The sequence below is a fragment of the Aeromonas sp. R7-4 genome, from assembly GCF_040908055.1.
Taxonomy (GTDB): Bacteria; Pseudomonadota; Gammaproteobacteria; order Enterobacterales; family Aeromonadaceae; genus Aeromonas; species Aeromonas sanarellii.
Genome location: NZ_JBFODA010000034.1, coordinates 115,307 through 141,462, shown reverse-complemented (window position 1 = coordinate 141,462; position 26,156 = coordinate 115,307). Strand labels below are relative to the sequence as shown.

General features: G+C 63.4%; 24 protein-coding genes. 16 read left to right on the top strand and 8 right to left on the bottom strand.

Annotation, left to right across the window (positions count from 1 at the left end; genetic code table 11):
* Positions 1-53 precede the first annotated feature (53 nt).
* Positions 54-1,208, bottom strand: a complete 1,155-nt coding sequence (queG, locus tag AB5Y72_RS09440; RefSeq protein ID WP_202211657.1) for a tRNA epoxyqueuosine(34) reductase QueG — start codon at positions 1,206-1,208, stop codon at positions 54-56.
* Positions 1,209-1,307: 99 nt separating this feature from the next.
* Between queG and AB5Y72_RS09435 the strand changes: the two genes are divergently transcribed.
* From AB5Y72_RS09435 to AB5Y72_RS09390, 10 genes are all read left to right on the top strand, one after another.
* Positions 1,308-2,810: a bifunctional ADP-dependent NAD(P)H-hydrate dehydratase/NAD(P)H-hydrate epimerase gene (locus AB5Y72_RS09435; RefSeq protein ID WP_042078341.1), complete on the top strand. Its 1,503-nt coding sequence runs from the start codon at positions 1,308-1,310 to the stop codon at positions 2,808-2,810.
* Positions 2,811-2,827: 17 nt separating this feature from the next.
* On the top strand, positions 2,828-3,301 hold the full coding sequence (gene tsaE, locus AB5Y72_RS09430; protein ID WP_202211656.1) for a tRNA (adenosine(37)-N6)-threonylcarbamoyltransferase complex ATPase subunit type 1 TsaE: 474 nt from the start codon (positions 2,828-2,830) through the stop codon (positions 3,299-3,301).
* Between the two features lie 23 nt (positions 3,302-3,324).
* Complete coding sequence (locus AB5Y72_RS09425) at positions 3,325-4,842, top strand: N-acetylmuramoyl-L-alanine amidase (protein ID WP_223930434.1); 1,518 nt, start codon at positions 3,325-3,327, stop codon at positions 4,840-4,842.
* Between the two features lie 106 nt (positions 4,843-4,948).
* Positions 4,949-6,832, top strand: coding sequence for a DNA mismatch repair endonuclease MutL (gene mutL / locus AB5Y72_RS09420; protein WP_324033471.1), 1,884 nt, complete (start codon positions 4,949-4,951; stop codon positions 6,830-6,832).
* Positions 6,833-6,924: 92 nt separating this feature from the next.
* Positions 6,925-7,842 (top strand): tRNA (adenosine(37)-N6)-dimethylallyltransferase MiaA, encoded by a 918-nt coding sequence (gene miaA, locus AB5Y72_RS09415; RefSeq protein ID WP_080990034.1) that lies wholly within the window; start codon positions 6,925-6,927, stop codon positions 7,840-7,842.
* 72 nt (positions 7,843-7,914) lie between these two features.
* Positions 7,915-8,178, top strand: coding sequence for an RNA chaperone Hfq (gene hfq, locus AB5Y72_RS09410; protein WP_011704864.1), 264 nt, complete (start codon positions 7,915-7,917; stop codon positions 8,176-8,178).
* 63 nt (positions 8,179-8,241) lie between these two features.
* On the top strand, positions 8,242-9,528 hold the full coding sequence (gene hflX / locus AB5Y72_RS09405) for a ribosome rescue GTPase HflX (RefSeq protein WP_010673194.1): 1,287 nt from the start codon (positions 8,242-8,244) through the stop codon (positions 9,526-9,528).
* A 93-nt stretch (positions 9,529-9,621) separates the two neighbouring features.
* Positions 9,622-10,773, top strand: a complete 1,152-nt coding sequence (gene hflK, locus AB5Y72_RS09400; protein ID WP_010673195.1) for an FtsH protease activity modulator HflK — start codon at positions 9,622-9,624, stop codon at positions 10,771-10,773.
* Between the two features lie 3 nt (positions 10,774-10,776).
* Positions 10,777-11,661, top strand: a complete 885-nt coding sequence (gene hflC / locus AB5Y72_RS09395) for a protease modulator HflC (RefSeq protein ID WP_010673196.1) — start codon at positions 10,777-10,779, stop codon at positions 11,659-11,661.
* 91 nt (positions 11,662-11,752) lie between these two features.
* On the top strand, positions 11,753-11,941 hold the full coding sequence (locus AB5Y72_RS09390; RefSeq protein ID WP_182957019.1) for a DUF2065 family protein: 189 nt from the start codon (positions 11,753-11,755) through the stop codon (positions 11,939-11,941).
* Between the two features lie 87 nt (positions 11,942-12,028).
* Here AB5Y72_RS09390 and ispB read toward each other — a convergent pair whose 3' ends face one another.
* A complete protein-coding gene (gene ispB / locus AB5Y72_RS09385) occupies positions 12,029-13,000 on the bottom strand; it encodes an octaprenyl diphosphate synthase (RefSeq protein ID WP_010673198.1) in 972 nt (323 codons plus the stop codon).
* Between the two features lie 242 nt (positions 13,001-13,242).
* On the opposite strand from ispB, the gene rplU reads away from it, so the two are divergent.
* From rplU to AB5Y72_RS09365, 4 genes are all read left to right on the top strand, one after another.
* Entirely contained in the window at positions 13,243-13,554 is a 312-nt protein-coding gene (gene rplU / locus AB5Y72_RS09380; protein WP_005304210.1) for a 50S ribosomal protein L21, read from the top strand.
* A 17-nt stretch (positions 13,555-13,571) separates the two neighbouring features.
* The gene (rpmA, locus tag AB5Y72_RS09375; RefSeq protein ID WP_010673199.1) at positions 13,572-13,829 is read left to right on the top strand and encodes a 50S ribosomal protein L27; all 258 of its coding nucleotides are present in this window, start codon (positions 13,572-13,574) and stop codon (positions 13,827-13,829) included.
* 189 nt (positions 13,830-14,018) lie between these two features.
* On the top strand, positions 14,019-15,221 hold the full coding sequence (cgtA, locus tag AB5Y72_RS09370) for an Obg family GTPase CgtA (protein WP_325781872.1): 1,203 nt from the start codon (positions 14,019-14,021) through the stop codon (positions 15,219-15,221).
* A gap of 368 nt (positions 15,222-15,589) precedes the next feature.
* Entirely contained in the window at positions 15,590-16,960 is a 1,371-nt protein-coding gene (locus tag AB5Y72_RS09365; RefSeq protein ID WP_042078336.1) for a YjiH family protein, read from the top strand.
* A 73-nt stretch (positions 16,961-17,033) separates the two neighbouring features.
* On the opposite strand, the gene AB5Y72_RS09360 is transcribed toward AB5Y72_RS09365, so the two are convergent.
* Positions 17,034-19,916 (bottom strand): HD domain-containing phosphohydrolase, encoded by a 2,883-nt coding sequence (locus AB5Y72_RS09360; protein WP_368198909.1) that lies wholly within the window; start codon positions 19,914-19,916, stop codon positions 17,034-17,036.
* A 236-nt stretch (positions 19,917-20,152) separates the two neighbouring features.
* Here AB5Y72_RS09360 and AB5Y72_RS09355 point away from each other — a divergent pair, with 236 nt between their 5' ends.
* Together AB5Y72_RS09355 and AB5Y72_RS09350 are read left to right on the top strand one after the other, a co-directional pair.
* On the top strand, positions 20,153-21,142 hold the full coding sequence (locus tag AB5Y72_RS09355; RefSeq protein WP_202211653.1) for a luciferase-like monooxygenase: 990 nt from the start codon (positions 20,153-20,155) through the stop codon (positions 21,140-21,142).
* A gap of 129 nt (positions 21,143-21,271) precedes the next feature.
* On the top strand, positions 21,272-21,751 hold the full coding sequence (locus AB5Y72_RS09350) for a 2TM domain-containing protein (RefSeq protein ID WP_202211940.1): 480 nt from the start codon (positions 21,272-21,274) through the stop codon (positions 21,749-21,751).
* A gap of 120 nt (positions 21,752-21,871) precedes the next feature.
* On the opposite strand, the gene AB5Y72_RS09345 is transcribed toward AB5Y72_RS09350, so the two are convergent.
* The 5 genes from AB5Y72_RS09345 to surA are packed head-to-tail and all read right to left on the bottom strand — an operon-like array spanning position 21,872 to position 26,156.
* Entirely contained in the window at positions 21,872-22,693 is an 822-nt protein-coding gene (locus tag AB5Y72_RS09345; protein WP_202211652.1) for a symmetrical bis(5'-nucleosyl)-tetraphosphatase, read from the bottom strand.
* Positions 22,694-22,699: 6 nt separating this feature from the next.
* Positions 22,700-23,062: a Co2+/Mg2+ efflux protein ApaG gene (gene apaG / locus AB5Y72_RS09340; RefSeq protein ID WP_042074240.1), complete on the bottom strand. Its 363-nt coding sequence runs from the start codon at positions 23,060-23,062 to the stop codon at positions 22,700-22,702.
* A 4-nt stretch (positions 23,063-23,066) separates the two neighbouring features.
* The gene (rsmA, locus tag AB5Y72_RS09335) at positions 23,067-23,879 is read right to left on the bottom strand and encodes a 16S rRNA (adenine(1518)-N(6)/adenine(1519)-N(6))-dimethyltransferase RsmA (protein ID WP_042074239.1); all 813 of its coding nucleotides are present in this window, start codon (positions 23,877-23,879) and stop codon (positions 23,067-23,069) included.
* Positions 23,869-24,864, bottom strand: coding sequence for a 4-hydroxythreonine-4-phosphate dehydrogenase PdxA (gene pdxA, locus AB5Y72_RS09330; RefSeq protein WP_202211651.1), 996 nt, complete (start codon positions 24,862-24,864; stop codon positions 23,869-23,871). Before pdxA ends, rsmA begins: the two co-directional genes overlap by 11 nt.
* Entirely contained in the window at positions 24,864-26,156 is a 1,293-nt protein-coding gene (gene surA / locus AB5Y72_RS09325) for a peptidylprolyl isomerase SurA (protein ID WP_042074237.1), read from the bottom strand. The genes pdxA and surA overlap by 1 nt, the downstream gene beginning before the upstream one ends.

Here is a 26,156-nt window from a genome sequence, read left to right as displayed (position 1 = left end):
AATGGTCGGCAGAGCATGAAAAAATGCCTGCGATCCGGCAAGGGCCAGATCGCCTATGCGTGATCCGGCAGACCTTTTTCGATGCAGCGGATCAGCAGGCGGGTCTTCTTGTGGTCTTCCTGCTGGCGGTTGGCCAGGGTCGCCAGCGCCCACTCGATATGTTCGGCCACCATGGGCTCGGCCTCGCCGAGCGCCTGCTGCAGGGCTTCGATGACCTGCGGGCTGGCGGGACCGTTGCCAAGAGCCACCGCCAGGTTGCGGCGCCAGCGCCGGTAGCCGATGCGGCGGATCGGGCTGCCCTCGGTGTGCTTGAGAAAATCGCTCTCGCTCCAGCCCCACAGATCAAGCAGGGGCGGGCGGTGCAGAGTGGGGCGCGGGCTGAAGTCGGGCTCGGGGCTCGCATCCGCATAGCGGTTCCAGGGGCAGATGAGCTGGCAGTCGTCGCAGCCATAGATGCGGTTGCCCATCAGCGGCCTGAACTCCTCGGGGATGGGGCCGTCGTTCTCTATGGTGAGATAGGAGATGCAGCGACGGCCGTCCACCACATAGGGGGCGATGATGGCACCGGTGGGGCAGATGTTGATGCAGGCCACGCACTTGCCGCACTGCTCCTTCTCCACCGGGGCGTCCAGGGGCAGCGGCAGGCCGACCAGCAGCTCCCCCAGGAAGAAGAAGGAGCCCGCCGACTCGTTGAGCAGCAGCGAGTGCTTGCCCACCCAGCCGAGCCCCGCCTTGGCCGCCAGCGGGCGCTCCAGGATGGGAGCGGAATCGACGAAGGGACGCCACTCGCCCAGGGTCTCCTGTGAACCTTGCAACAGCGCCTCGCAGCGCCGCTCGATGCGCTCCCCCAGCTGCTTGAGCCGGTTGCGCAGCACCTTGTGGTAGTCGCGGCCGAGGGCGTAGCGGCTGATATAGCCGAGCGTGGGGTCGCGCAGGGTGGCGGCGAAGCCCGCCTCGAACGGGAGGTAATTCATCCGCACCGACAGCACCCGCAGGGTGCCCGGCAGCAGCTCGTGGGGGCGGGCCCGCATCATGCCGTGGCGCGCCATGTAGTCCATGGTGCCGTGGTGGCCGGCGTCCAGCCAGGCCTGCAGTCTGGGCTCCTCCAGGGCGAGATCCGTGTCTGTGATGCCGACCTGGTCAAATCCTAGCTCCCGTGCCCAGAGCTTGATATCGTGGGCCAGCTGTGCGAGTTCGGCGGCCGTCATGCTGCGTTGCCCCTCTGCCGACAGGGCTGTGGCAGGCGCAGGGTGGCAATATGGCGTGCCAGTTGCCGGGTCATGGGATGATGAAGCTTGGGGGCCGTCATGGTACAGGTGTTCGAGGACGCTATCCGCAGGAAAGAGGGCGACAGTCTAGCACAACCCCTGTGGCGGGCCGAACAGATCCGCCGCCTGGAGCGGCGCTGGGCCGAGCGCGAGGGGCTGCCCCTCTATGTTCTGATGGAGCGGGCGGGGGCCGCCCTGTGCAACTATGCCCGTCATCATTGGCCCGAGAGCAGCCGCTGGTGGATCTTCGTCGGCCCGGGCAACAACGGCGGGGATGGCTATGTGCTGGCCCGCCTCGCCAGGCGCCTCGGCCTCGAGCCCCTGGTAATCGCCGCCCGGGCCCCCGGCCTGCTCAAGGGGGACGCCAGGCGGGCCGCCGAGGAGTGGCTGGCCTCGGGAGGCAGCGTGATGATGGCCGATGAGCTGGCACACTCGGCACTGCCGTTGCCGGAGTTGGTGATAGACGCGCTGCTCGGCACCGGTGTCCAGCTACCCCTCTCCCCTTCCATGACAAAGGCTGTCGCAACCATCAACGGCCTGGGGGTTCCCGTGTTGGCGGTGGATCTGCCCTCCGGGCTCAATGCCGATACAGGTCGCGCCATGGGCGCCCTGGTGTACGCCACCCGCACCCTCACCTTCATCGGCATCAAGCAGGGCATGCTCACCGCGGAGGGGGTGGACGGGGTCGGCCACCTCGACTGGGATCCCCTGGGGGTGGGGCCCGAGGATGGTGTCATCCCCGCCGCCGAGCGGATCGATTATCCCCGCCTCAAGGGACTCTTGGTTCCGCGTGCGCGCTCGGCCCACAAGGGACGCTGCGGCCGGGTGCTGCTGACGGGCGGCAACCTGGGGATGCAGGGAGCCATCTTGCTGGCGGGTCAGGCCTGCCTGCGGGCGGGGGCGGGCCTGGTGCGCCTGTGCCAGCATCCGGACGCCCCCCCTGCCAGCCTGGTACAGCCCGAGCTGATGGGGTGCCCGGCCGGCATGGACGAGGCCTGGGCCTCGGTGCATGTGCTGGGGCCCGGACTCGGTCAGGATGAGTGGGCCCGGGCCCGGTTCGAGCACCGCCTCGCGGCCCCGGAGCCACTGGTATTGGACGCCGATGGATTGAATTGGCTGGCGCAGGCCCCCCGTCATCGGGATAATTGGGTGCTTACCCCCCACCCCGGGGAGGCCGCCCGCCTGCTGGGCTGCACCATCGACGAGGTCGAGGCGGATCGTTTCGCCGCCGTTTCGCGGCTGCAGCGGCGCTACGGTGGCGTGGTGCTGCTCAAGGGGGCCGGGTCGCTCATCTGCGATGGCCCGACCATCGCCCTCTGCGACGAGGGCAATCCGGGCATGGCCAGCGGCGGCATGGGCGACCTCTTGTCTGGTATAATCGCCGCCCTCCTGGCCCAGGGCTGGCCTGCGGGGATGGCCGCCCGACTCGGGGCCGTGATCCACGGCGAGGCGGCCGACCTGGCTGCGGCCGAGGGGGAGAGGGGCATGCTGGCATCGGATCTGCTGCCCTGGATCCGCCGTCTGGTCAATCCGACACAGTAACAAGTTAAAAGAAGAACATGGCAAAAACGTTGATGATGACACTGCCGGACGAGGCAGCAACAGTGGCCCTGGGCGGCCGGCTGGCGCAGGCGTGCCAGCAGGCGACCACGGTCTTTCTGCACGGCGCCCTCGGGGCCGGCAAAACCACCCTGACCCGAGGCTGGGTGCAGGGGCTCGGCCATCAAGGCAAGGTCAAGAGTCCGACCTATACCCTGGTGGAGCCCTATGAACTGGCCAGGTGGCAGGTCTATCACTTCGATCTCTATCGACTTGCCGACCCGGAAGAGCTGGAGTTCATGGGTATTCGCGACTACTTCGGTGCCGATACCCTCTGCCTGGTGGAGTGGCCGGAGAAAGGGGAGGGCTGGCTGCCCGCCCCGGATCTCGAGATCACCCTGACCTATGTTAACGAGCAGCGCGAGGCCCAGATCGTGGCCCGCACTGCTATCGGCGAAGCCATTCTGGAACGGTTGTCATCTCAGTGCGCTTGATCCTCGTCTTTGTTCTCTCCTTGATGGCCTTACCCACCTGGGCGAATCAGCTCAAGAGTGTGCGGGTATGGCCGTCGCCGGACAACACCCGGGTGGTGCTCGACATGAGCAGTGCCCCCAATTTCAACTACTTCACCCTGACCGGCCCGAGCCGCCTGGTGATCGACCTGAAGGGCGCCAGCAATGCCGCCAACCTGGCCCGCATCGAGAACAAGAGCGAGCTGGTGCGCAAGATCCGCGAGAGCACGCCCCTTGAACAAGGCAGCCTGCGCCTGGTGCTGGATCTCAGCTCTTCCATCAAGCCAGTGGTCTTCCCGCTGGCGCCGGCTGGTCCCTATGGCCACCGGCTGGTGATCGATCTGCCCTACGAAGAGAAGGGCAGCGCCACGGCACAACCCGCGCCCGTCGGGGGACAGGGCAAGGCCATCGTCATCGCCATCGATCCCGGCCACGGCGGGGAAGACCCGGGCTCCATCGGCCCGCGCCGCACCTACGAGAAGCGGGTGACCCTGTCGGTGTCGCAGAAGCTGGCGGCCCTCATCGATCGCGAGCCCGGCATGCGTGCCGTGCTGACCCGGCGCGGCGACTATTTCGTCGACCTGAACAAGCGCTCCGAGATCGCCCGCAAGGCCAAGGCGGATCTGCTGGTGTCGGTGCACGCCGACAGCTTCCACAACTCGACCCCGCGCGGCGCGTCCGTGTGGGTGCTGTCGACCAACCGTGCCAACCGCGAGATGGGCAGCTGGCTCGAGAAGCAGGAGAAGCAGGGGGAACTGCTCGGCGGCGTCGGCAAGGTATTGGCCGAATCCGATCCCAACCCCTATCTGGCACAGACCTTCCTGGATCTCTCCATGGACAAGTCCAGGGCCGAAGGTTATGAGGTGAGCCGCCAGATCCTGCGCTCCATGGGCAGGGTGGCCCGGTTGCACAAGAAGGCGCCGGAGCACGCCAGTCTGGCGGTGCTGAAGGCGCCGGACATTCCCTCGGTGTTGGTGGAGACGGGCTTCATCTCCAACCACGCGGAAGAGAAGCTGCTGGCCACCGCCAGCTATCAGGATCAGTTGGCCCGCGCCATCTTCGAGGGGATCCGCGCCTATTACCGCAGCCATCCGACCAAGGGGCCCATGCTCACAGGCAAGGGCCAGGTTGCCGCCCCGCCGCGTCAGGCGCCTGCCAGCAAGCCGGTCGCCGTCAGCAAGCCGGTTGCCCAGCCAACGCAGCAGGTCGTGACCAACCGGATGCCGGCGAGCGAGCCCTATCGCGTCGGTGAGGGCGGCGCCCCGGTCAGCAGTGTCGGCAGCGCCTCCGGTGCCGGCGTGATCAAACCTTACAAGGTCGCAGCCCAGGAGCCGAGTGCGCCGGTAGCCAGCGTGCAGAGCAACGACAAGTCCAACATGATCCGCCACGTGGTCACCCGTGGCCAGAGTCTCTCCCGGCTCGCCGAGAAACACGGGGTGAGCCAGGCGCGACTGGTGGAGATCAACAAGCTCAAGTCGCGGGACATCCAGATAGGGCAGGTGCTCTATATTCCGCGAAAATAGCGCGGGCTGAAGAACGCCGCCCTTCTCTGCCGATGGCAGGGAGGGGCGGTGAGCGTTGATGGCGCCAGGTCCACCTCTTCCCCTTTTTCATCTGCAGGAGCAAGCGATGCCAATCCGTATATTGCCGCCGATTCTGGCCAACCAGATTGCTGCCGGTGAGGTCGTGGAGCGGCCCTCCTCCGTGGTGAAGGAACTGGTGGAAAACAGCCTGGATGCGGGGGCTGACCGGGTCGAGATCGACATCGACAAGGGAGGCGCCAAGCTTATCCGCATTCGTGACAACGGCTGCGGTGTCGCCAGGGATGAGCTGGTGCTGGCGCTGTCGCGCCACGCCACCTCCAAGGTGGCGACCCTGGACGATCTGGAAGGGATCAACAGCCTGGGCTTTCGCGGGGAGGCGCTCGCCTCCATCAGCTCCGTCTCCCGCCTCACCTTCACCTCCCGTACGGCAGAGCAGAGCGAGGCCTGGCAGGCCCAGGCGGAAGGGCGTGAGATGAGCGTCACCGTCAAGCCGGCGGCCCACCCGGTGGGCACCACGGTGGAGGTGGTGGATCTCTTCTTCAACACCCCGGCGCGGCGCAAGTTCATGCGCAGCGAAAAGACCGAATTTGCCCACATCGACGAACTGGTGCGCCGCATCGCGCTCTCCCGCTTCGACGCTACCCTGATCCTGCGCCACAACGGCAAGGTGGTGCGCCAGTACAAGGCGGCCAACACGGTGGCGGAGCAGGAGCGCCGCCTCGCCGCCGTCTGCGGTTCCCCCTTCATGCACCATGCCCTGGCGGTATCGAGCGAACACAGCGACGTGCGGTTGTGGGGCTGGCTGGCCACCCCGGCAGGAGCCAGGCCGCAGAACGACCTGCAATACACCTATGTCAATGGCCGCATGATGCGGGACAAGCTCATCAATCACGCCATTCGCCAGGCCTATGACGAGCTGCTGCCCGCCGATCGCTTCGCGGCCTATGTGCTTTATATCGAGCTGGATCCCCGCCAGGTGGATGTCAACGTCCATCCGGCCAAGCACGAAGTGCGTTTCCATCAGGCGCGTCTCATCCACGATTTCATCTTCCAGGCGCTGTTTACCGCCCTGCGCCAGGACGGGGCAGGGAGCGCCACCGATGCCCCCCTGGCCGAGACCCAGGTCGAGCTGCCGGGCAGCCCGGAGATCACCTATCCGGGTCAGGCGCCGCGCACCGAGTGGTACGGTGCCGAACACGGCTATCGGGCTCCTGCCCCTGCACGAGATGGCGACGGCGTGCGGGAAGGCGGTGGTGGCAGGGGAGGACACTACCAGCCTCCCGAACCCCCGAGCCGGGCCGCGATGCGAGGCATGGGCGCCTTGCTCACCACCCTGCCCGAGGTGGCGACGCCGGCATCCCGGCCCGGAGCCGAGAGCGGTGCCGTCGAGACGCCAGCCCGAACGGGGGAGTGGCGCGCCCTGAGCCTGGTCGAGCAGGCCTATCTGCTGATGGAGCGTCAGGGGCAACTGGCGCTGCTCTCCCTGGTGCGCGCCGAGCGTCTGTTGTTGCGCCACTGGCTGCTGGATGCCTGGGGCCAGGGGCTGGCGGCCCAGCCTCTGTTGCTGCCGGTCTCCTTCAAGCTGCCGAAAAACCTGGTCGCCCTGGTGGAGGAGCGGGAACGTCTGCTCAAACGCATGGGGCTGGAGTTGAAAAGCGGGGGACGCGACACCATGATCCTGACTCGGGTGCCCGCCCTGCTGCGCCAGACCGATCTGGCCCGCCTCTTACCCGAATTGTTGCAACTGGTCGAGAGCGGATCTGACAGTGATGCCGACACGCAGGCTGGGGTACTATGCCAGTGGTTGGTGGAACAAGGCATAAGTGCCGAAAAAATATACGATTTTGCCACTGCCACCCGGTTGTTGACGGAACTTGTTGCCGATTTCAGTGACCAACTGGCAGACGTTCGCATGGTGCGTCCGTTGCCGCTGGCGAACGTGCTGGCCGAGTTTGCCGATGGCAACTGACGGCGTCTCGTCGTCTGTTGCATCCATATGACCAGTTTTATGCCGGCTCGCCCGTGAAGGGGCGGCCGAAGGGAGTGTTTAACGTGGCTGACTTGCCGACTGCAATTTTTCTGATGGGGCCGACGGCCTCCGGCAAGACGGATCTCGCCATTGAACTGTGCCAGGCCCTGCCCTGCGACATCATCAGCGTGGACTCCGCGCTCATCTATCGCGGCATGGACATAGGCACCGCCAAGCCGACGCCAGCCGAGCTGGCGCAGGCCCCGCACCGGCTCATCGACATCCTGGATCCCGCCATGAGCTATTCGGCGGCGGATTTTTGCAAGGATGCCCTGCGGGAGATGAAAGAGATCGCCGACCGTGGCCGCATTCCGCTGCTGGTGGGCGGCACCATGCTCTATTTCAAGGCGCTGCTGGAGGGGCTTTCTCCACTGCCTTCCGCCGATCCTGCCGTGCGGGCCGGCATCGAGGAAGAGGCTGCCCGCCTCGGCTGGCAGGCGCTGCACGACGAACTGGTGCGCATCGACCCGGTGGCCGGTGCCCGCATCCACCCCAACGATCCCCAGCGCCTGTGCCGGGCGCTCGAGGTTTACCGCATCAGCGGCAAGACCCTCACCGAGCTGACCCAGGTACAGGGAGAGGGGCTGCCCTACCGGGCGCTGCAGTTTGCCATCGCGCCGAGGGATCGGGCCGTGCTGCACCAGCGCATCGAACAGCGGTTTGACAAGATGCTGGGCAGCGGCTTCGAGCAGGAGGTCAGGGCGCTTTACGAGCGGGGGGATCTCACCCCGGATCTTCCCTCCATTCGCTGCGTGGGATACCGCCAAATGTGGGACTACCTGGCGGGGGAAGTGGAGTATGATGAGATGCGTTATCGCGGCATTGTTGCCACCCGCCAGTTGGCCAAGCGTCAGATGACCTGGTTGCGCGGTTGGCCTGATGTGACCTGGTTGGAATCTGGTGAGTCTGGCAATCTGGCCAGGGTCGTCGCCCAAGCTGGTCCGGCTTGACACTCCTGTATAATCAGGTTGTTATATTGAATATCCGGTGTTTAAAAACAACAAACTATAAGGAAAAGAAAGATGGCTAAGGGGCAATCTCTCCAAGACCCGTTTTTGAATGCGCTGCGCCGTGAGCGTATTCCTGTTTCTATCTATTTGGTGAACGGCATCAAACTGCAGGGTCAGATCGAATCGTTTGACCAGTTTGTGATTCTGCTGAAGAACACCGTGAGCCAGATGGTCTACAAGCACGCCATTTCCACCGTGGTGCCGGCCCGTGCCGTCAACCATCACCAGCACGCCCCGGGCGCCGCCGGTGAAGAGCAGGGTGAAGCCGAGGCGTGATATCCTGCGGCGAGTCCACTCGCCAACTCAGATCCATCATGATACCTGTCAAGGAGCAAGCGCTTGTTTGACCGTTACGAAGCTGGTGAACAGGCCGTTCTGGTACATGTCAACTTCAGCGATGAGGGCGAGCGGGAGGATCTGGACGAGCTCAAGATGCTGGTGAGCTCGGCCGGGGTCAATGCACTGGGGGTGATCACCACCAGTCGCAGCGCACCCAGCGCCAAATTTTTTGTCGGCAGCGGCAAGGCGGAAGAGATCGCGTCCCAGGTCCAGATGCTGGACGCCGATGTGGTCATCTTCAACCATGCCCTGACCCCCGCCCAGGAGCGCAACCTGGAGCGTCTGTTCCAGTGCCGGGTCGTGGACAGGACAGGCCTTATCCTCGATATCTTCGCCCAGCGCGCCCGCACTCACGAAGGCAAGTTGCAGGTCGAACTGGCCCAGTTGCGCCATCTTTCCACTCGTCTGGTGCGAGGCTGGACCCACCTTGAGCGACAAAAGGGGGGGATCGGTCTGCGCGGCCCGGGTGAAACCCAGCTTGAAACCGACCGACGCCTGCTGCGTGAGCGCATCAAGGCCATTTTGCGCCGCCTCGACAAGGTGGCCAAGCAGCGGGAGCAGGGGCGCCGTGCCCGCAACCGCAACGAAGTGCCGACCGTTTCTCTGGTGGGGTATACCAACGCCGGAAAATCCACTTTGTTCAACCAACTTACAGATGCCAGCGTGTATGCTGCCGACCAATTGTTCGCAACCCTGGACCCCACCCTGCGCAAATTGGTGATCCAGGATGTGGGTGATGTGATCCTGGCGGATACAGTTGGATTTATTCGGCACTTGCCCCATGATCTGGTCGCGGCCTTCAAGGCGACCCTGCAGGAGACTCGCGAAGCGGACCTGCTGCTGCACGTGGTGGACTGCGCCGATGAACAGATGCAGGAGAATATCGAGTCGGTCCAGCGTGTGCTGGCCGAGATCGAGGCGGATGACCGTCCCCAACTGATGATCTGCAACAAGATCGACAAGCTGGGGGATCGTCCGGCTGGTCTTGAACGGGATGAGGCTGGACGACCGGTGCGAGTCTGGTTGTCGGCCCAGACTGGCGAGGGCAGTGAATACCTGTTCCAGGCACTGACCGAACTGCTGGCTGGCTCCATGGTGCATCACACCCTGCAACTGCCCCCTTCCGCCGCCAGACTGCGCAGTGCGCTCTATCGGCTGAAAGGTATCGAGCAGGAAGGTTTCAGCGAGGAGGGGGACTTTGTGCTGGAAGTTCGCCTGCAACTGGCTGACTGGAACCGCCTCATGAAACAAGAAGGTGAGAGTTTACAACGCTTTATCAGGCATTGATGGGTCGATGAACATAACTGGTTTGCTGATTTCATCGCCCCTCTGTGGCCCGATAGAGATGATATCCATCCGCATGTATTAATGGAGACGCTGATGGCTTGGAATGAGCCTGGTAACAATGGCAAAGACCGTGACCCCTGGGGGAACAACGGCAAGAATCAGGGCCCCCCTGATCTGGACGAGATGCTTCGCAAGGTGAGCCGTCGTTTTGGCGGTCTGCTCGGTGGTGGCAAATCCGGTGGTGGTGACGTCGGCAAGTTCGGCCTCTCCATCGCGCTGGTGGTGGCCGTGGTGGTATGGGTCGTCAGCGGCTTCTACACCATTCGCGAAGCCGAGCGGGGCGTGGTGCTGCGCTTTGGCGAATACTCCCACAACGTGGATCCCGGCCTGCGCTGGAAACCGACCTTCATCGACCGGGTGATCCCGGTGGACGTGGAGTCTGTCCGTTCCCTGCCGGCGTCCGGTTTCATGCTGACCCAGGATGAGAACGTGGTGCGGGTCGAGATGGACGTGCAGTATCGCGTGGTCGATCCCGAGCAGTACCTGTTCAGCGTGACCAATGCAGACGAGAGCCTGAGCCAGGCCACGGACAGCGCCCTGCGCTACGTGGTGGGTCACACCCGGATGGACGATGTGCTGACCACGGGTCGTGAGAAGGTGCGTCAGGAAACCTGGCAGGTGATCGACAGCATCATCGAGCCTTATCAGATGGGTCTGCAGATCGTGGACGTCAACTTCCTGCCGGCGCGTCCGCCGGAAGAGGTGAAGGATGCGTTTGATGACGCCATCTCCGCCCAGGAAGATGAGCAGCGTTTCATCCGTGAAGCGGAAGCCTATGCCCGTGAAGTGGAGCCCAAGGCTCGTGGCCAGGTCAAACGTCTGGAGCAGGAGGCCGAAGCCTACAAGTCCCAGATCGTGTTGAAGGCCAAGGGTGAAGTCGCTCGCTTCAACGAGCTGCTGCCCCAGTATCAGGCCGCGCCCGAGCTGACCCGTGATCGTATCTACCTGGAAACCATGGAAGAGCTCTATCAGCAGGCCAACAAGGTGGTGGTCGACATGCCGGCTGGCAACAACAGCATGATCTACCTGCCGCTCGACAAGCTCTCTGGCAAGGCGAATGCCGTGCAACCGGCACGTCCTGCGGGCACCCCGGCAGTCGAGGCGGCCCAGCCGTCCAACGAAGGGGCCAACTCCACTCCGACCCCGCTGCGTGGCGGTGATCGTTTCAGCACAGGGAGAAACTGATAGATGAAAAAGCTAGCTATTGGTGTCATCGCTGTGGCCGCCATGGTCTGCTTCTCGTCCATCTTCATCGTCGATGAAGGACAGAAGGGGATCGTGGTGCAGTTTGGCAAGGTGAAACGGGTCGACTCCGGTGAACCGCGCCTGTACGAGCCGGGCCTGCACTTCAAGGTGCCGCTCATCGACCAGGTACGCAAGATGGATGCCCGCATCCAGACTCTGGAAGGCCAGGCGGATCGCTTCGTTACGTCCGAGAAGAAGGACCTCATCATCGACTCCTACGTGAAGTGGAAGATCGAGGACTTCTCCAAGTACTACCTGGCGACCGGTGGTGGCAACAAGATCCAGGCTGAAGACCTGCTCAAGCGCAAGATCAACAACGGCCTGCGTTCCGAGATCGGTAACCGCACCATCAAGGACATCGTCTCCGGCGAGCGCAGTACCGTGATGGAAGATGCCCTGATGAAGATGGCGCGCTCCTCCGAGCTCGGCATCAAGGTGGTGGATGTGCGCATCAAGCAGATCAACCTGCCGGTGGAAGTTTCCAGCTCCATCTATCAGCGGATGCGTGCCGAGCGGACTGCGGTTGCCCGTGAACACCGTTCACAGGGCCGCGAGCAGGCCGAGATCCTGCGTGCCGACATCGACCGCAAGGTGACTGTGATGATCGCCGACGCCGAGAGTAATGCCCGTCAACTGCGTGGTGAAGGGGATGCCGAAGCCGCCAGGATCTATGCCGACAGCTACAAGAAGGACCCGGAGTTCTTCAGTTTCGTGCGCAGCATGGAGGCCTATCGCAAGAGCTTCGCCGGTGGCAACGACCTCATGGTCCTGAAACCGGACAGCGAGTTCTTCCGCTACCTCAAGTCGCCGCACGGCAACAAGCAGTAAACATGTGTTGATATGACCCAAGGGCCTGATGATTCAGGCCCTTTTGTTTGCCGGCCACAGACCGGCAGGGGATCAGGGATAAGGAGAGGTGATGCTGACATCCATGTTGATGGGGCTGGGGTTGCTGCTGCTCTTCGAAGGATTGGGGCCCTTGCTCGCTCCCAGGGCATGGCAGCAGATGCTGCGCCAGCTCGGGGAGTTGCCGCCGGAACAGCTGCGCCGCATCGGCGGCTGTCTGGTGGTGGCAGGTGGTGTCATCTTGTGGGCGTTGGCCCGTTAGAACCTGTGTTGATACGACAGTGCACGGGGAATTCGGACAATAAAAAAGAGGCCAGAGAGCCTCTTTTTTATTGTCCGCCGGCTGGCATCAGGCGCTGCGCTGCACCGCCATGTGGGCCAGGGTCTCCAGCGCTTGCTTGTGCCGGGAGTCCGGCAGGATGGCGAGGGCGGCGATGGCCTTGTCAGCCTCTTCCCGAGCTCGCTGGCGGGAGTATTCGAGAGCTCCGGTGCGATCCAGGATGCCCAGAATACGCTCCAGGTGATCCATACCGTTGCGGTGCTCGATGGCATCGCGCACCAGTTGACGCTCTTCCGGGGTACCCACTTCCATGGCGCGCAACAGCGGCAGGGTCGGCTTGCCTTCGGCCAGATCGTCACCCACGTTCTTGCCCATCTCCTCGCTCTGGGAGCAGTAGTCCATCACGTCGTCGATGATCTGGAACGCGGTACCCAGGTACTTGCCGTAGTCGGTCATGGCCTGCTCGACGGGCTCGGGCTGATGGGTCAGCACGGCGGCGAGTCGGGTCGCGGCTTCAAACAGCTTGGCGGTCTTGCAGTAGATGACCGTCATGTAGCTCTCTTCCGTGGTATCCGGATCGTTGCAGTTCATCAGCTGCAACACTTCCCCTTCGGCGATGGTGTTGGTGGCATCGGAGAGGATCTCCATCACCTTCAGGTTGGAGAGTTCGCTCATCATCTGGAAGGAGCGGCTGTAGAGGTAGTCACCCACCAAGACGCTGGCAGCGTTGCCAAACAGGGCGTTGGCGGTTTCCCGGCCGCGGCGCAGGTCGGATTCGTCGACCACGTCGTCGTGCAGCAGGGTGGAGGTGTGAATGAACTCGATGATGGCGGCCAGTTTCAGGTGATCTTCACCCTCATAGCCCAGTGCGCGTGCGGCCATCACGGTCAGCATGGGGCGCATCCGTTTTCCGCCTGCACTGACAATATAGAAACCCAGCTGGTTGATCAGGCTGACATCGGACTGGAGCCTCGCCAGGATCAGTTCATTGACCGCCGTCATGTCGGCGGCACAGAGCGCACGGATAGTCTGTTGGTCCATAAGTCTCGTAACGTGACGGCAGCATTTACTGCGTTTTTAGCAATGGCGGGGATTCTACACGATTTCACAATGGGTTACAGTTAGGCGTTTATTCACGGGGGCAGATATGCGCACAAAATAAACTTTTTGCTAAATTGGCCTTGCCTCGGCAAATCGTTCTGCGTAGAATGCCCGCCCATTGTTATAGGTTTTTGTGCGTGTCTGGCCTTGAGCAAAAGACACGCCTTTACGGAGTTAATCAAATGTACGCGGTATTCCAAAGCGGCGGAAAACAACACCGTGTGGCCGAAGGTCAAATCGTTCGTCTGGAAAAGCTGAACGTTGAGACTGGCGCTACCATCGACTTCAACGAAGTGCTGATGGTTGCTGCAGGCGACACTTTCAAAGTAGGTGCTCCTTTCGTTGAAGGTGGCAAGGTTGTGGCTGAAGTTGTGGCTCACGGCCGTGGCGAGAAAGTGACTATCGTCAAGTTCCGTCGTCGTAAGCACCACCGTAAGCAAGCGGGCCACCGTCAGTGGTTCACTGAAGTCAAAATCACTGGCATCAGCGCTTAATTAGAGGAGTCCGATAGATGGCACACAAAAAAGCTGGCGGTTCATCCCGCAACGGTCGCGATTCTGAAGCTAAACGCCTGGGCGTGAAGCGTTTCGGCGGCGAAACAGTTCTGGCTGGCAGCATCATTGTTCGTCAGCGCGGCACCAAGTTCCACGCTGGTGAGAACGTTGGTCTGGGCAAGGACCACACTCTGTTCGCTACCGCGAACGGTAAAGTGCAGTTCGAAGTTAAAGGTCCGCAGAATCGTAAGTACGTCAGCATCGTTGCTGAGTAATTACGGACCGCAAGGATCCGAAGCCCCGCCAACCTGGCGGGGCTTTTGTTTTTCTGATGAGTTTGACGAAAAAACGGCACGCGGATGAGCCGGCGCTGACAGCCCTCATCGGCCAGATGCGCCTCGCCCGAAGGGGCCCGTATCACTATAATTGCGTATCGGTTTTTCGAATTAAGGTGACGGTTACCTATGAAGTTTGTTGATGAAGTCCAGATTCGAGTCGATGCCGGTGACGGTGGTAACGGTTGTGTGAGCTTTCGCCGAGAGAAGTACATCCCGAATGGCGGCCCGGACGGCGGTGACGGCGGTGATGGTGGCGACGTGTATCTGGTGGCCGATGAAAACCTGAACACCCTGATCGACTACCGTTTCGAGCGCTTCCACGCCGCCGAGCGTGGCGAGAACGGTCAGAGTGCCAACTGTACCGGTCGTCGCGGCAAGGACAAGATCCTGCGCGTGCCGGTGGGAACCCGTGCCACCGATGAAGACACCGGCGAACTGCTGGGGGATTTGACCAGTCACGATCAGAAGCTGCTGGTTGCCAAGGGCGGCTTCCACGGCCTTGGCAACACCCGCTTCAAGAGCTCGGTCAACCGGGCGCCGCGCCAGAAGAGCAACGGCACCCCGGGTGAAGTGCGTACCCTGAGGCTGGAGCTGCTGCTGCTGGCGGATGTCGGCATGCTGGGTCTGCCCAACGCAGGCAAGTCCACCTTCATTCGCGCCGTTTCTGCGGCCCGTCCGAAAGTGGCAGACTACCCCTTCACCACCCTGGTACCGAACCTGGGTGTGGTACGTGGCGAGAACTCCCGCTCCTTCGTCATTGCAGACATTCCCGGCCTCATCGAAGGGGCTGCCGAGGGTGCAGGCCTGGGGATCCGCTTCCTCAAGCACCTGGAGCGTTGCCGCGTCCTGATCCACCTGGTGGATATCTGCCCGGTGGATGGTTCCGATCCTGCCGAGAACGCCGTGACCATCGTCCGGGAGCTGGAAAAATACAGCCCCGAGCTGGCGGGCAAGCCGCGCTGGCTGGTGTTCAACAAGATGGATCTCATCCTGGAGGAAGAGGCGGGCGAGGTGATGGAGCGCGTCAAGGCCGCCCTGAACCACGAAGGCCCGGTCTACGCCATCACCGCCATCAGCAAGGAAGGCACCAAGAAGGTGTGCTACGACATCCTAGATCTGCTGGACACCATGCCCCGTCAGCTGGCGGAGGATGCCAGGGAAGCCATCGAGAAGGTGGAGTTCAAGTGGGACGACTACCACAAGAACCAGCTGGCCAAGGCGGAAGCCGACGCCCTGGCGGCTTCAAAGGCCTTTGATGACAGCCTGGATGACGATGACTGGGACGATGAGGACGACGACGGCGTCGAAGTGATCTACGTCCGCGACTGAGACTCTCTCTCGTGACAAGACCGGAGCCCTGACAGGCTCCGGTTTTTTTATGGGAGGATCGACGGGATCACTCTATAGATATATTTCTCATGTCATTTATTGCCTGCCAGCCGCAACCCATTATACTGCGCACCTGAACTTAACCTGTATGAAACATTATGCTAACCATCAAAAATGAATTGATATGCATGACTGTTTTGGTTTGTTCTTATGGATGGTTCTCCTGATAAAATATTTATGCTTGAAATAATGTATTAAAAGCTTGTTTGTGCAGTTTTTTGCGTTATTCTTGCGCCCGTTTGCCGGGTGAGGGCATGGATATGCAGGTGGCCTGGCTGAAGGAAAAGTCACATTTAAGGTTGTCTATCATGTTGGAAAAGACCCTGGAGGCACCGGCGATCCGCACTCGCCGCAACGTGCTGATGTTTTTGATCCCGTCGCTCATCGGGATCCTGCTGTTCATGACCCCGGTCATCTATGACGGCAATGTCACCATCCCCGTGGCCGTGCTGGCGAAGCTGGTGCAGACGGTGTTTGCCGACCACCTGGTCGCAATGGTCAGCGCCATCATCACCACCACCATGCTGATGACCCTGGTCGCCTGGCTGTTCAAGCCGGCGATCCTGGTGAGGCGCCCCTTCCTCAACAGCCTGTTCAACGTCTCCCCCTTCTGGGCCTGCGTGCGGGTGCTGGGGGGCATCTTCGTCTTGCTGACCTTCTTCGAGGCCGGTCCCGAGGCGTTGCGCTCCGGGGCGACCGGTGGCCTGGTGCTGCACGACCTGCTGCCCGTGCTGTTCTCGGTGTTCATCTTCGCCGGCCTGCTGCTGCCGCTGCTGCTGGACTTCGGCCTGCTGGAGTTCGTCGGCACCATGATGACCCGCATCATGCGCCCTGTGTTCCGCCTGCCAGGGCGCTCCGCGGTGGACTGCTTCGCATCCTGGCTCGGGGACGGCAGTGTCGGCATCCTGCTCACCAGCAAGCAGTATGAAGGCAAGTTCTATACCCAGCGGGAAGCCGCCGTCATCGGCACCACCTTCTCCGCGGTCTCCATCACCTTCTGCCTGGTGGTGATCTCCCAGGTGAAGCTGGAGCACATGTTCGTGCCCTTCTACCTCACCGTCTGCCTGGCCGGCGTGGTGGCGGCCATCGTGGTACCGCGCCTGCCGCCGCTCTCCTGGAAGAAGGATGTCTACAGCGACGGCACCCCGCTGTGCCGCAAGCAGGAGGCGATCCCCCACCAGCACAGCGTGCTGAGCTATGGCTATCAGCGCGCCCTGGCCAAGGCCGACAGCATGACCGACATGGGCGCCGTGGCGCGGGAAGGGGTGAAGAATGCCCTGGACATGGTGTTCGGCGTGCTGCCCGTGGTGATGGCGATCGGCACCTGTGCCCTGATGCTGGCGGAGCATACCCCCATCTTCAACTGGCTGGGGGCGCCGTTTGTTCCCTTGCTGGAACTGCTGCAACTGCCGGAGGCAGAAGCCGCGTCCAAGACCATCATGGTGGGCTTCGCCGACATGTTCATCCCGGCTGTGCTGGCCTCGACCATAGAGAGCGACATCACCCGCTTCGTGATCGCCGCCATGTCGGTCACCCAGCTTATCTATATGTCGGAAGTGGGAGCCCTGCTGCTGGGCAGCAAGATCCCGGTCAAGCTGTGGGAGCTGTTCGTCATCTTCCTGCTGCGCACCCTGATCACCCTGCCGGTGATCGCCGGCGTCGCCCACCTGCTGTTCTAAGAGACGGCCCCACACGAAAAACGGTCAACCTGGGTTGACCGTTTTTTTATGGGCTTATGCGGGCTGGAGCGGCTCAGTGCGCCTCCGCCAGCAGGGCCTGACAGGCCGCCTCGTCCAGCTGCTGGGGGGCGAGGAAGCGCTTCGCATAGTCCCGCCAGATGCCGCTCTCGATGAAGAGGGCAAACAGGGCCGGGTCTATGTGATGCTCCTGCACCATCTTCTGCATGATGGCCAGGGACTGGGAGACCGTCTTGCCCGACTTGTAGGGGCGGTCGCTCGCGGTCAGCGCCTCGAAGATGTCGGCAATGGCCATGATGCGGGCGGGGATGCTCATCTGCCCCCCCTGCAACTGGCGCGGATAACCGGTGCCATCCATCCGCTCGTGATGGCCTCCCGCTATCTCCGGCACCTTGCGAAGGTGCTGGGGGAAGGGGAGCCGCTCCAGCATGCGGATGGTCTGGATGATGTGCTCGTTAATCTTGTAGCGCTCCTCCTCGGTGAGCGTGCCTCGGCCGATGGCGAGGTTATAGTGCTCGCCCCTGTTGTAGAGGTGGGCGGGCACCCGCACCTTGAAGCCCCAGGGGTTGTGGCGGGCGAGGTTGTCCTGGGCGGGGCGGGGGATCAGGTGAACCGGCTTGTCGGCGAGCAGCGTCTCGCGGCAGGGCAGGGGGGAGGGGCCGGGGTGGCGCCTGAGCTCCTCCTGGCTGATGCCTAGGCGATCGTCCAGGGTGCGCAGCCAGGTGCGGTTGGCGATGGTGGCGAGTCGCTCCAGCTTCTCCGGCGCCATCCACTCCCCTCCCAGATTGCATTCGGCGACGAAGGCGAACTCCTCGTCCAGGGCGTGCCAGCGCGGGCCGGCCTCCTCCTCGGCCGCCTGCCGCTCCGAGGCCGGCAGCCGGGCCGCCAGCGCGTCGATATGGGCGTCGCGCTTGAGCACCTCGAAGCGGGTGCGGATCTCGTGGATCCTGTCGTAGATGGTCTCCAGCTTGGTGGCCTTGTCCACCACGAACTCCGGGGTGGTGACCTTGCCGCAGTCGTGCAGCCAGCTCGCGATATGGATGGCCTCCCACTCCTCGTCGTCGAGGCGAAAGTCCTTGAAGGGGCCTTGCTGCTGATCGCAGGCGGCCTGTGTCAGCATCCGGGCCAGCTCGGGCACGCGCTGACAGTGGCCGCCGGTATAGGGGCTCTTGGCGTCGATGGCCCCCGCGATCAGTTCGATGAAGGCCTCCAGCAGCTGCTTCTGCTCCTCCAGCAGGCGCTGGTTTTCGATGGCGGAGGCCGACATGCCGGCCAGCGCCTCGATGAGGCTGATGCGCGATGCCAGCTCCCGGGGGGCACAGTCCGGCAGCACCAGCAACAGGCAGCCGATCAGCTCCTGGCGATGGTTGCACAGGGGCTCGGCCAGCAGTTGGCGTGGGCCGGGGAAGGGACCCCAGTCGGCGAGGTAGCGGGACCACTGCTCCTCATCGAGGGGCAGGCTGAGGCGATCCGTGTGGTAGAGTCCGCCGAGCAGCGCCGTCTGCCAGTGCACCCGTTCACAGGCCAGCGGCTGCGACTGCCAGATGGCCTGCACGGCCTGCATCTGTTTCTCCTTCGCCAGGTAGAGACACCCCCCTTCTGCCTGGGCCGCCGCCACCGTCTCGTGCAGGATGCGGTTGAGCAGGGAGTCGAAGCGGTGTTCGGCCGTCAGCGCCCGCCCCATGTTCATGAAGTTGCCCAGGGTCAGGCGCATGCTGGACATGGCGCGGGCCAGGTCGTCTATCTCCCGGATCGCCGAGTCCGGGCCCTCGCTCTCGCCGAAGTCGAAATGCTGGATCCGCTCGGCCTCCTGGGTCAGTGCCAGCAGGGGGGTGGCCGTGCGCCGCGCCGCCAGCCAGATGACGGGCAGCAGCAGGAGCAAGCCGGCACATGCCCAGGCTAGGTTGCGCAGGGCATCCTGACGGGCCGGCGCGGTCAGCACCTCCGCCGGCACCAGCAGGGCGAGGTAGAAGGGAGATCCCTCCCCGAGGGCCGAGAGGTTGACGAGCCAGTCGGAGCCATTGCCATCGTTCAGCGTCAGCTCGGCGGGCTGGTGCAGCAGGGTGGGCTGGGTGGCCATCTCCTGTTGCAGCTTGGTGAGGATCGGGTGCTGGAGCGCCGACAGCATGGGCAGGCGGCTCAGCTGGTCAAAGCTGGGCAACCGCTCGGGATCCGTAGCCAGCAGGGTGCCGGTCTCGTCGAACAGCACCAGCTGGCTGTGGCTGGGAAGAGGCAGCTCACCGATGAGGGAGGAGAGCCCCTCCACGCCGGCGTCCAGCCCGATCACCGCCCGGCGATCGTCGCTCTCCACCGCCAGCGTCATGCCCGGCTCCCGGGTGGTGAAGAAGAGATAGGGATGGGTCACTATGATGCCGGTGCTCCAGCGTGCCTGCTTGTACCAGCCACGGTCGCGGGGATCGAAACGGTAGTCCGGCATGGGACGCCGCTCCAGCAGCCGCTGCCGCTGGTCAAAATAGAGAAACTCCCCCCGGCCCTGGCTCAGGCTCTGGACCAGCAGGCGGCTCTCGGGCGGCGGGTTGTCCAGCGCCCCCTTTGCCCGCTCGGTCAGCTTGCGCACCAGGAAGAAGTCGCCGTTCTCGTAACCGGCATAGATGGCGCCATAGCTGGCGCTGTTGGCCAGCACTTCGGCCAGTTGGGGCAGATAGGCGAGCCGCTCCTCCAGGCTGGTCATGGCGGCCAGCTGGCCGCTGCGCAGGAGGCTCAGTGACATGTGCGCCGGACGCTGGTTCAGCTTGAAGGCGAGCGCCAGCTGCTCCCGGTAGTGCTGGAAGCTCTGTCGTTCGTGCTCCAGCCCCTGCCGCATGCCCTGCTGAAACTGCAGCACGATGAGGGCCCCTCCCAGCAGAGAGAAGAGCAGAATGAAGAGGGTGGCAATGTGTACGTAAAAGGGTTTTCGACTGAGGCGTGCTGTTGTCATGGACCTGTCCTTGTCCCGGCGATCGCCGTGATGATCTCCTGAGAGTGTGCTCGCAGGATGACAAAAAGCATAGGGCCTGATCGGGTTGTCTGTGAGGACGGCGTGCATCCTGAGCCTGAGCTTGGGACGGGAGAGGACCCCCAGTCCGGCACACTCCTGTGGTCACGTGATTCATTCAGATATCTCGTGCTACATTGCTCCACTGGCAAATGGCCTGTGAATCAATGGAGTGTCCCATGTCTGTCGTTCCCTATTCCGTGCTGGATCTGGTGCCCGTGCCCGAAGGCGCCTTGCCGGCCGAGTCGTTCCGCCATTCGCTGGATCTGGCCCGCCATGCGGAGCGCTGGGGCTATCACCGCTACTGGCTGGCGGAGCATCACAACATGCCGGGGATCGCCAGCGCCGCCACCGCCGTGCTCATCGGCCACCTGGCCGGCGGCACCAACACCCTGCGGCTCGGGGCGGGCGGCATCATGCTGCCAAACCACTCGCCGCTGGTCATCGCCGAGCAGTTCGGCACGCTAAGTTCCCTCTATCCGGATCGGATCGATCTCGGGCTGGGGCGGGCCCCCGGCACCGATCAGCGCACCATGCAGGCGCTGCGCCGCCAGCGCAGCGGCGAGGTGGACGATTTCCCGGCGGATGTGCGCGAGTTGATGGGCTACTTTGGGGACGAGATTGGCGCCGTGCAGGCGGTGCCCGGTCAGGGGCTGCACGTGCCGATCTGGCTGCTGGGCTCCAGCCTCTATAGCGCCCAGCTGGCGGCGGCCATGGGGCTGCCGTTCGGCTTCGCCTCCCACTTCGCGCCCGGCTTGCTGCTGCAGGCGCTGGAGCTCTACCGCACCCAGTACCGCCCCTCGGCGCGCTGGCCCAGGCCTTATGCCGTGGTCTGCGTCAACCTGATCGCCGCCGACAGCGATCGGGAGGCGCGCTTCCTGTTCACCACCCTGCAGCAGCAGTTCCTGCGGCTCTATCGCGGCGATGCCGGCAAGCTGCCGCTGCCGGTGCAGACGCTGGGGGAGGAGTGGTCTGCCCGCGAGCTGATGGCCATGGAGCAGACCCTGGCCCGCTCCCTGGTGGGGGATCCGGATCGGGTGCGCCACGGTCTCAAGGCCCTGCTGGCCGAGACCGGTGCCGACGAGCTGATGTTCAACGGCCCCATCGTCGATCACCAGGCGAGGCTGCGCTCGTTCGAGCTCGGCGCCGAGCTGATGCAGAGCCTCTGAACCAAACGGCGGGATGATATATAAGCCATTGGTTTAAAACGATAGTCAGATTGCTGTCAGGCCTCTGTCGTGTCGCCTGTTGCCACTCGACCCTATGCTGGCCCTGTCCAATATCACGAGGAGCCGATGATGATAGTCAGGAAATTGAGATTGCAGCGGGGCTGGTCACAGGAGCAGTTGGCCGCCTTTACCGGCCTGAGCGTTCGCACCATTCAGCGGATCGAGCAGGGGCAGCAACCCGGACTGGAATCCCTCAAGGCCCTGGCCTCCGTCTTTGAGCTCGATGTGACTCAACTGCAGGAGAGCGAGATGAAAGGGAATGAGACAGAGGGTGGGCTGAACCTGGCCAGGGATGAGCGGGAGGCGATGAAGTTTGTCGAGGGACTCAAGGGCTTCTATGGCCACCTCATCAGCTATGTGCTGGTGATGACGGGCCTGTTCGTCATCAACTACCTGAGCAACCCGGACCATATCTGGGCCTGGTGGCCCATGCTGGGCTGGGGCCTGGGGCTGATGTCCCACGCCATCAACCTGTTCCAGCCGTTCAGGCTGCTCGGGCCTGAATGGGAGCGACGTCAGGTGGAGAAACGGCTGGGGCGCAGGCTGTGAGGTGTTTCTCTATCCCATAAAGAGCGGGCCCGGCAATGCCGGGCCCGTTTTATTTCCCATCCCTGTTCCTTGCCTCACTTGGCATAGGCGGGGCAGGGGGTCGCTGCTAGGTCGTCATGTTCACTTGGCGTAGGCCGGGCAGGGGGTCGCTATCAGGGCGTCATCCTCGTAGCGCCACATCGTGAGGCTGTTGCCCCAGACGCAGCCGGTGTCCAGCCCCTTGATGTCGTCCTTGCCGGTCTTGCCCATCAGCGCCGCCCAGTGGCCGAACACCAGTATGGGGTCGTCGTCGTGGTGCTCGCGCTGCTCGAACCAGGGGCGCAGGCCTGGTGTGGACTCCTTGGGACCCTTCTTGCACTTGAAGTCGAGCCGGCCATCGAAGTAGCAGAACCGCATGCGGGTGAAGCTGTTGATGATGTAACGGTAACGCTCTATCCCCACCAGACTGTCGTTCCAGCTGTCCGGCAGATCGCCATACATGTTGTGCAGCAGCCAGCTGTACTGATCCCCGCGCAGCAGGGTTTCCACTTCCCGGGCACAGCTGCGGGCGGTGTGGGCATCCCAGGCGGGGGAGAGGCCGGCGTGGATCATCATGATGGGCAGATCCGGGTGCTCCGCCAGCAGCGGGCGGTGGCGCAGCCATTCCAGCAGCTCTTCCCGATCCGGCGCCTCCATCAGCTCCTGCAGCTTGTCCTTCTTCTTGAGCGGGGCGACCCCGTGGGCGACCGCCAGCAGGTGCAGGTCATGGTTGCCGAGCACGGTCACGGCCTGCTGTCCCAGTGATTTGACGAAACGCAGGGTGTTGAGAGAGTCCGGCCCGCGGGCGACGAGATCGCCGCACAGCCAGAGTGTGTCGTTATCGAAGTCGAACTCGGCAAGATCCAGCAGACGGCGCAAATCGTCGTAGCAGCCCTGGATATCACCGACGAAACAGTTCGCCATGAAACCTCAGTTGATAATGTTGGGAACGGCCAGCGTGAAGGGGGCTATGGGGGCCTCGAATCGTTGCCCCGATTCATCCTGCAGGATATAGCTGCCTTCCATCACGCCGAGCGGAGTGGCGAGGGGGACGCCACTCTGGTAGGTGAAGGTCTCGCCGGGGGCGATCAGGGGTTGTTCACCGACGACCCCGGGCCCCTCTACTTCCTGCATCTTGCCATTGGCATCCGTGATGAGCCAGCGTCGATGCAGCAGCTGCACGGTCCCCGGCCCCAGATTCTCTATCTCGATGAGGTAGAGAAAATGGTAGGGATCCTGGGTGCCCGCCACATAGCTGGGGTGCGGGCGAACCACTATCCGGGGTGTGGCCATGGGATCAGGCCTGCTGCTGATCGGCCAGCCAGTTGGCGATCGTGACGAACTGCTCGAGGGAGAGGTTCTCCGGGCGCAGGTTGCCATCGATCCCGAGCTCGGTCAGCTGGGCGTCGGTGATGAAGTTGGCGAAGCTGTTGCGAATGGTCTTGCGACGCTGGCCGAAGCCCTCGGTGCAGACCCGGTTCAGGCAGCGGATGTCCTTGGCGACGATGGTCGGGTTCTTGTGCGGCACCAGGCGCACCACGGCGGAGTCCACCTTGGGGGCCGGCTTGAAGGCGCCCGGGCCGACTTCCAGCACAGGGATCACCTGGCAGTAGTACTGGGTCATCACGCTCAGACGGCCATAGGCCTTGCTGCCGGGACCTGCGGCCAGACGCAGCACCACTTCCTTTTGCAGCATGAAGTGCATGTCTTCGACCCGATCGGCGAACTCGCACAGGTGGAAGATGAGCGGGGTGGAGATGTTGTAGGGCAGGTTGCCGAAGATGCGAAGCGGCCCCTTGCCTTCTCCCATCAGGGTCGCGAAGTCGAAGCGCATGGCGTCGGCCTCGATCACGGTTAATTTGTCTTTAAGAGTGGGATGCTCGCGCAGGCGCGCCGCCAGATCCCGGTCCAGCTCGACCACCGTCATCTTGTCCATCTGGGCGGCGACCGGCTCGGTCAGCGCCGCCAGACCCGGCCCGATCTCCACCAGGTTCTGGCCCGGCTGCGGGTTGATGGCGGCCACTATCTGGTCGATCACGTAACGGTCGTGCAAGAAGTTCTGACCGAAACGCTTACGGGCCGTGTGGCCCATGTGCACCTTACTGCTCATATCTTTTTTTCTCTACCATCTGGATGGCGTGGTTGATCGCGGTGATCAGGCTACCGGGATCGGCGAGGCCCTTGCCTGCCAGATCCAGCGCGGTGCCGTGATCCACCGAGGTACGGATGAAGGGAAGTCCGAGGGTGATGTTGACCGAGTTGCCAAAGCCCTTGTATTTGAGCACGGGCAACCCCTGGTCGTGGTACATGGCGAGTACCGCATCCGCATCCTTGAGGTATTTGTCCTGGAACAGGGTATCGGCGGGCAGCGGACCGACCAGATCGAGCCCCTCCTGGCGCAGGCCGGCCAGGGCGGGTTCGATCACGTCGATCTCCTCCCGGCCGAGATGGCCACCCTCCCCGGCGTGGGGATTGAGGCCGCAGACGTAGATCCGGGGGTGTTCGATGCCGAACTTGCCCTTGAGATCCGCATCCAGGATGCGGATCACCTTGCCGAGGCGCTCCTCTGTGATGGCCATGGCCACGTAGGCCAGCGGGATATGGGTGGTCGCGAGCGCCACCCGCAACCCTTCGGTGGCCAGCAGCATCACCACGTCGGCGGTGTCGGACTGCTGGGCGAAGAATTCGGTGTGGCCGCTGAACGACACCCCTGCCTGGTTGATGATCCCCTTGTGCACCGGCCCGGTCACCACGGCAGCAAACTCGCCGCTCAGGTTGCCGTCGCAGGCGCGCTGCAGGGTGGCCAGCACATAGGCGCCGTTGCCCTCGTCGAGGGTGCCCGGTACTACGGGGGCACCGAGGGAAACCGGACAGACCGTCAGGGTGCCCGCCCGCTGCGGGCGGGCAGGGGCGCAGGGATCGTAGGGTTCCAGCTCGATGGCGAGCCCCAGCAATCCCGCCCGCTCGCGCAGCAGGGCCGGGTCGGCGATCACCACCAGCTGGTGGGGCCACGCCCGCTGGGCGATGTGCAGCACCAGATCCGGGCCTATGCCCGCCGGTTCACCCGGGGTGATGGCAAGACGATGGCAGTTCATCAGTTCGGTTCTATCTGGATGTAGGCTTCGTCGCGCAGTTCATCCAGCCAGGCCTGGGACTCTTCGGTGAAGCGGCGGTTGAAGATGAGCTGGTAGGCGCGCTGCTCCTGGGCCTTGCCGGTGGCGTCCTGGCTGCGACGATCCTCGAGCTGCACTATGTGCCAGCCGTGGGTGGTGCGGAAGGGTTCGCTGATCTGGCCTGGTTGCAGGCGATTGACCATGTCGCGGAACTCCGGCACATAGACGTTGGGATCGGACCAGCCCAGTTCGCCGCCCTGCACCGCGGAGCCCGGATCCTCGGAGTACTTCTCCGCCATGCTGGCGAAGCTGGCCTTGCCGCTCTTGATGTCGTGCAGTATGCCGTCCAGGGTGCCCTTGGCCTTCTCCTCGCTCAGGATGATGGAGGGCTTGATCAGGATGTGGCGCGCCTTCACCTCGGTCTGCATCACCTGCTGCTGACCCTTGGTGTCGAAGATCTTGACGATGTGCAGACCGGCGCCGGAGCGCAGCGGGCCGACGATGTCGCCCTTCTTGGCGCCCTGTACCGCCTCCGCCATGAGGGTGGGCATCTCCTGCTGGCTCATCCAGCCCCAATCACCCCCTTCCAGGGCCTTGGGACCGTTACTCTCGGCGATGGCCAGCTTGCGGAAGTCCGCCCCCTCTTTCAGGGCGGCCAGGATGCGTTCGATCTTGGCCTTGGCGGCGTTGAGCTGCTCGGCGCTCGGGTTGTCCGGCAGGGCAACCTGGATGTGGCCGATGTGGTACTCGGTCTGCTGCTGGCCCTGCTTGCCCAGCGCCTCGACCACCTGCTTCACCTCCTGCTCGGAGATGTTGATGCGGCGGCGCACCTGGCTGCGGCGCACCTCGTTCATCAGGATCTCGCGGCGCACCTCTTCCCGGTACTGGGCATAGGTCAGCCCCTCCCGTTCGAGCTGGGCACGCAGCTGCTCCAGGGTCATCTTGTTGTCGGCGGCGATGCTCTGGATGGCCTGCTCCAGCTGGGTGTCACTGATCTTGAGCCCCTGGCGCTCCGCCAGTTGCAGTTGCAGGCTCTCCTGGATCAGGCGATCCAGCGCCTGCTTGCGCAGGGTGACGTCATCGGGCAGGGACTGGCCGCTCTCCTGGGCGGAGGCCTTCACCTTCTGCACCAGGGCCTCCTGCTGACTGGCCAGCACCACGTCCTTGTTGACCACGGCCAGTACCTTGTCCACCAGCTCGGGAGCGGCGAGGGCGCCCTGGCTCATGACACCGAACAGGCCTGCGGTCAGCAGGGAAATCAACGTCTTCTTCAT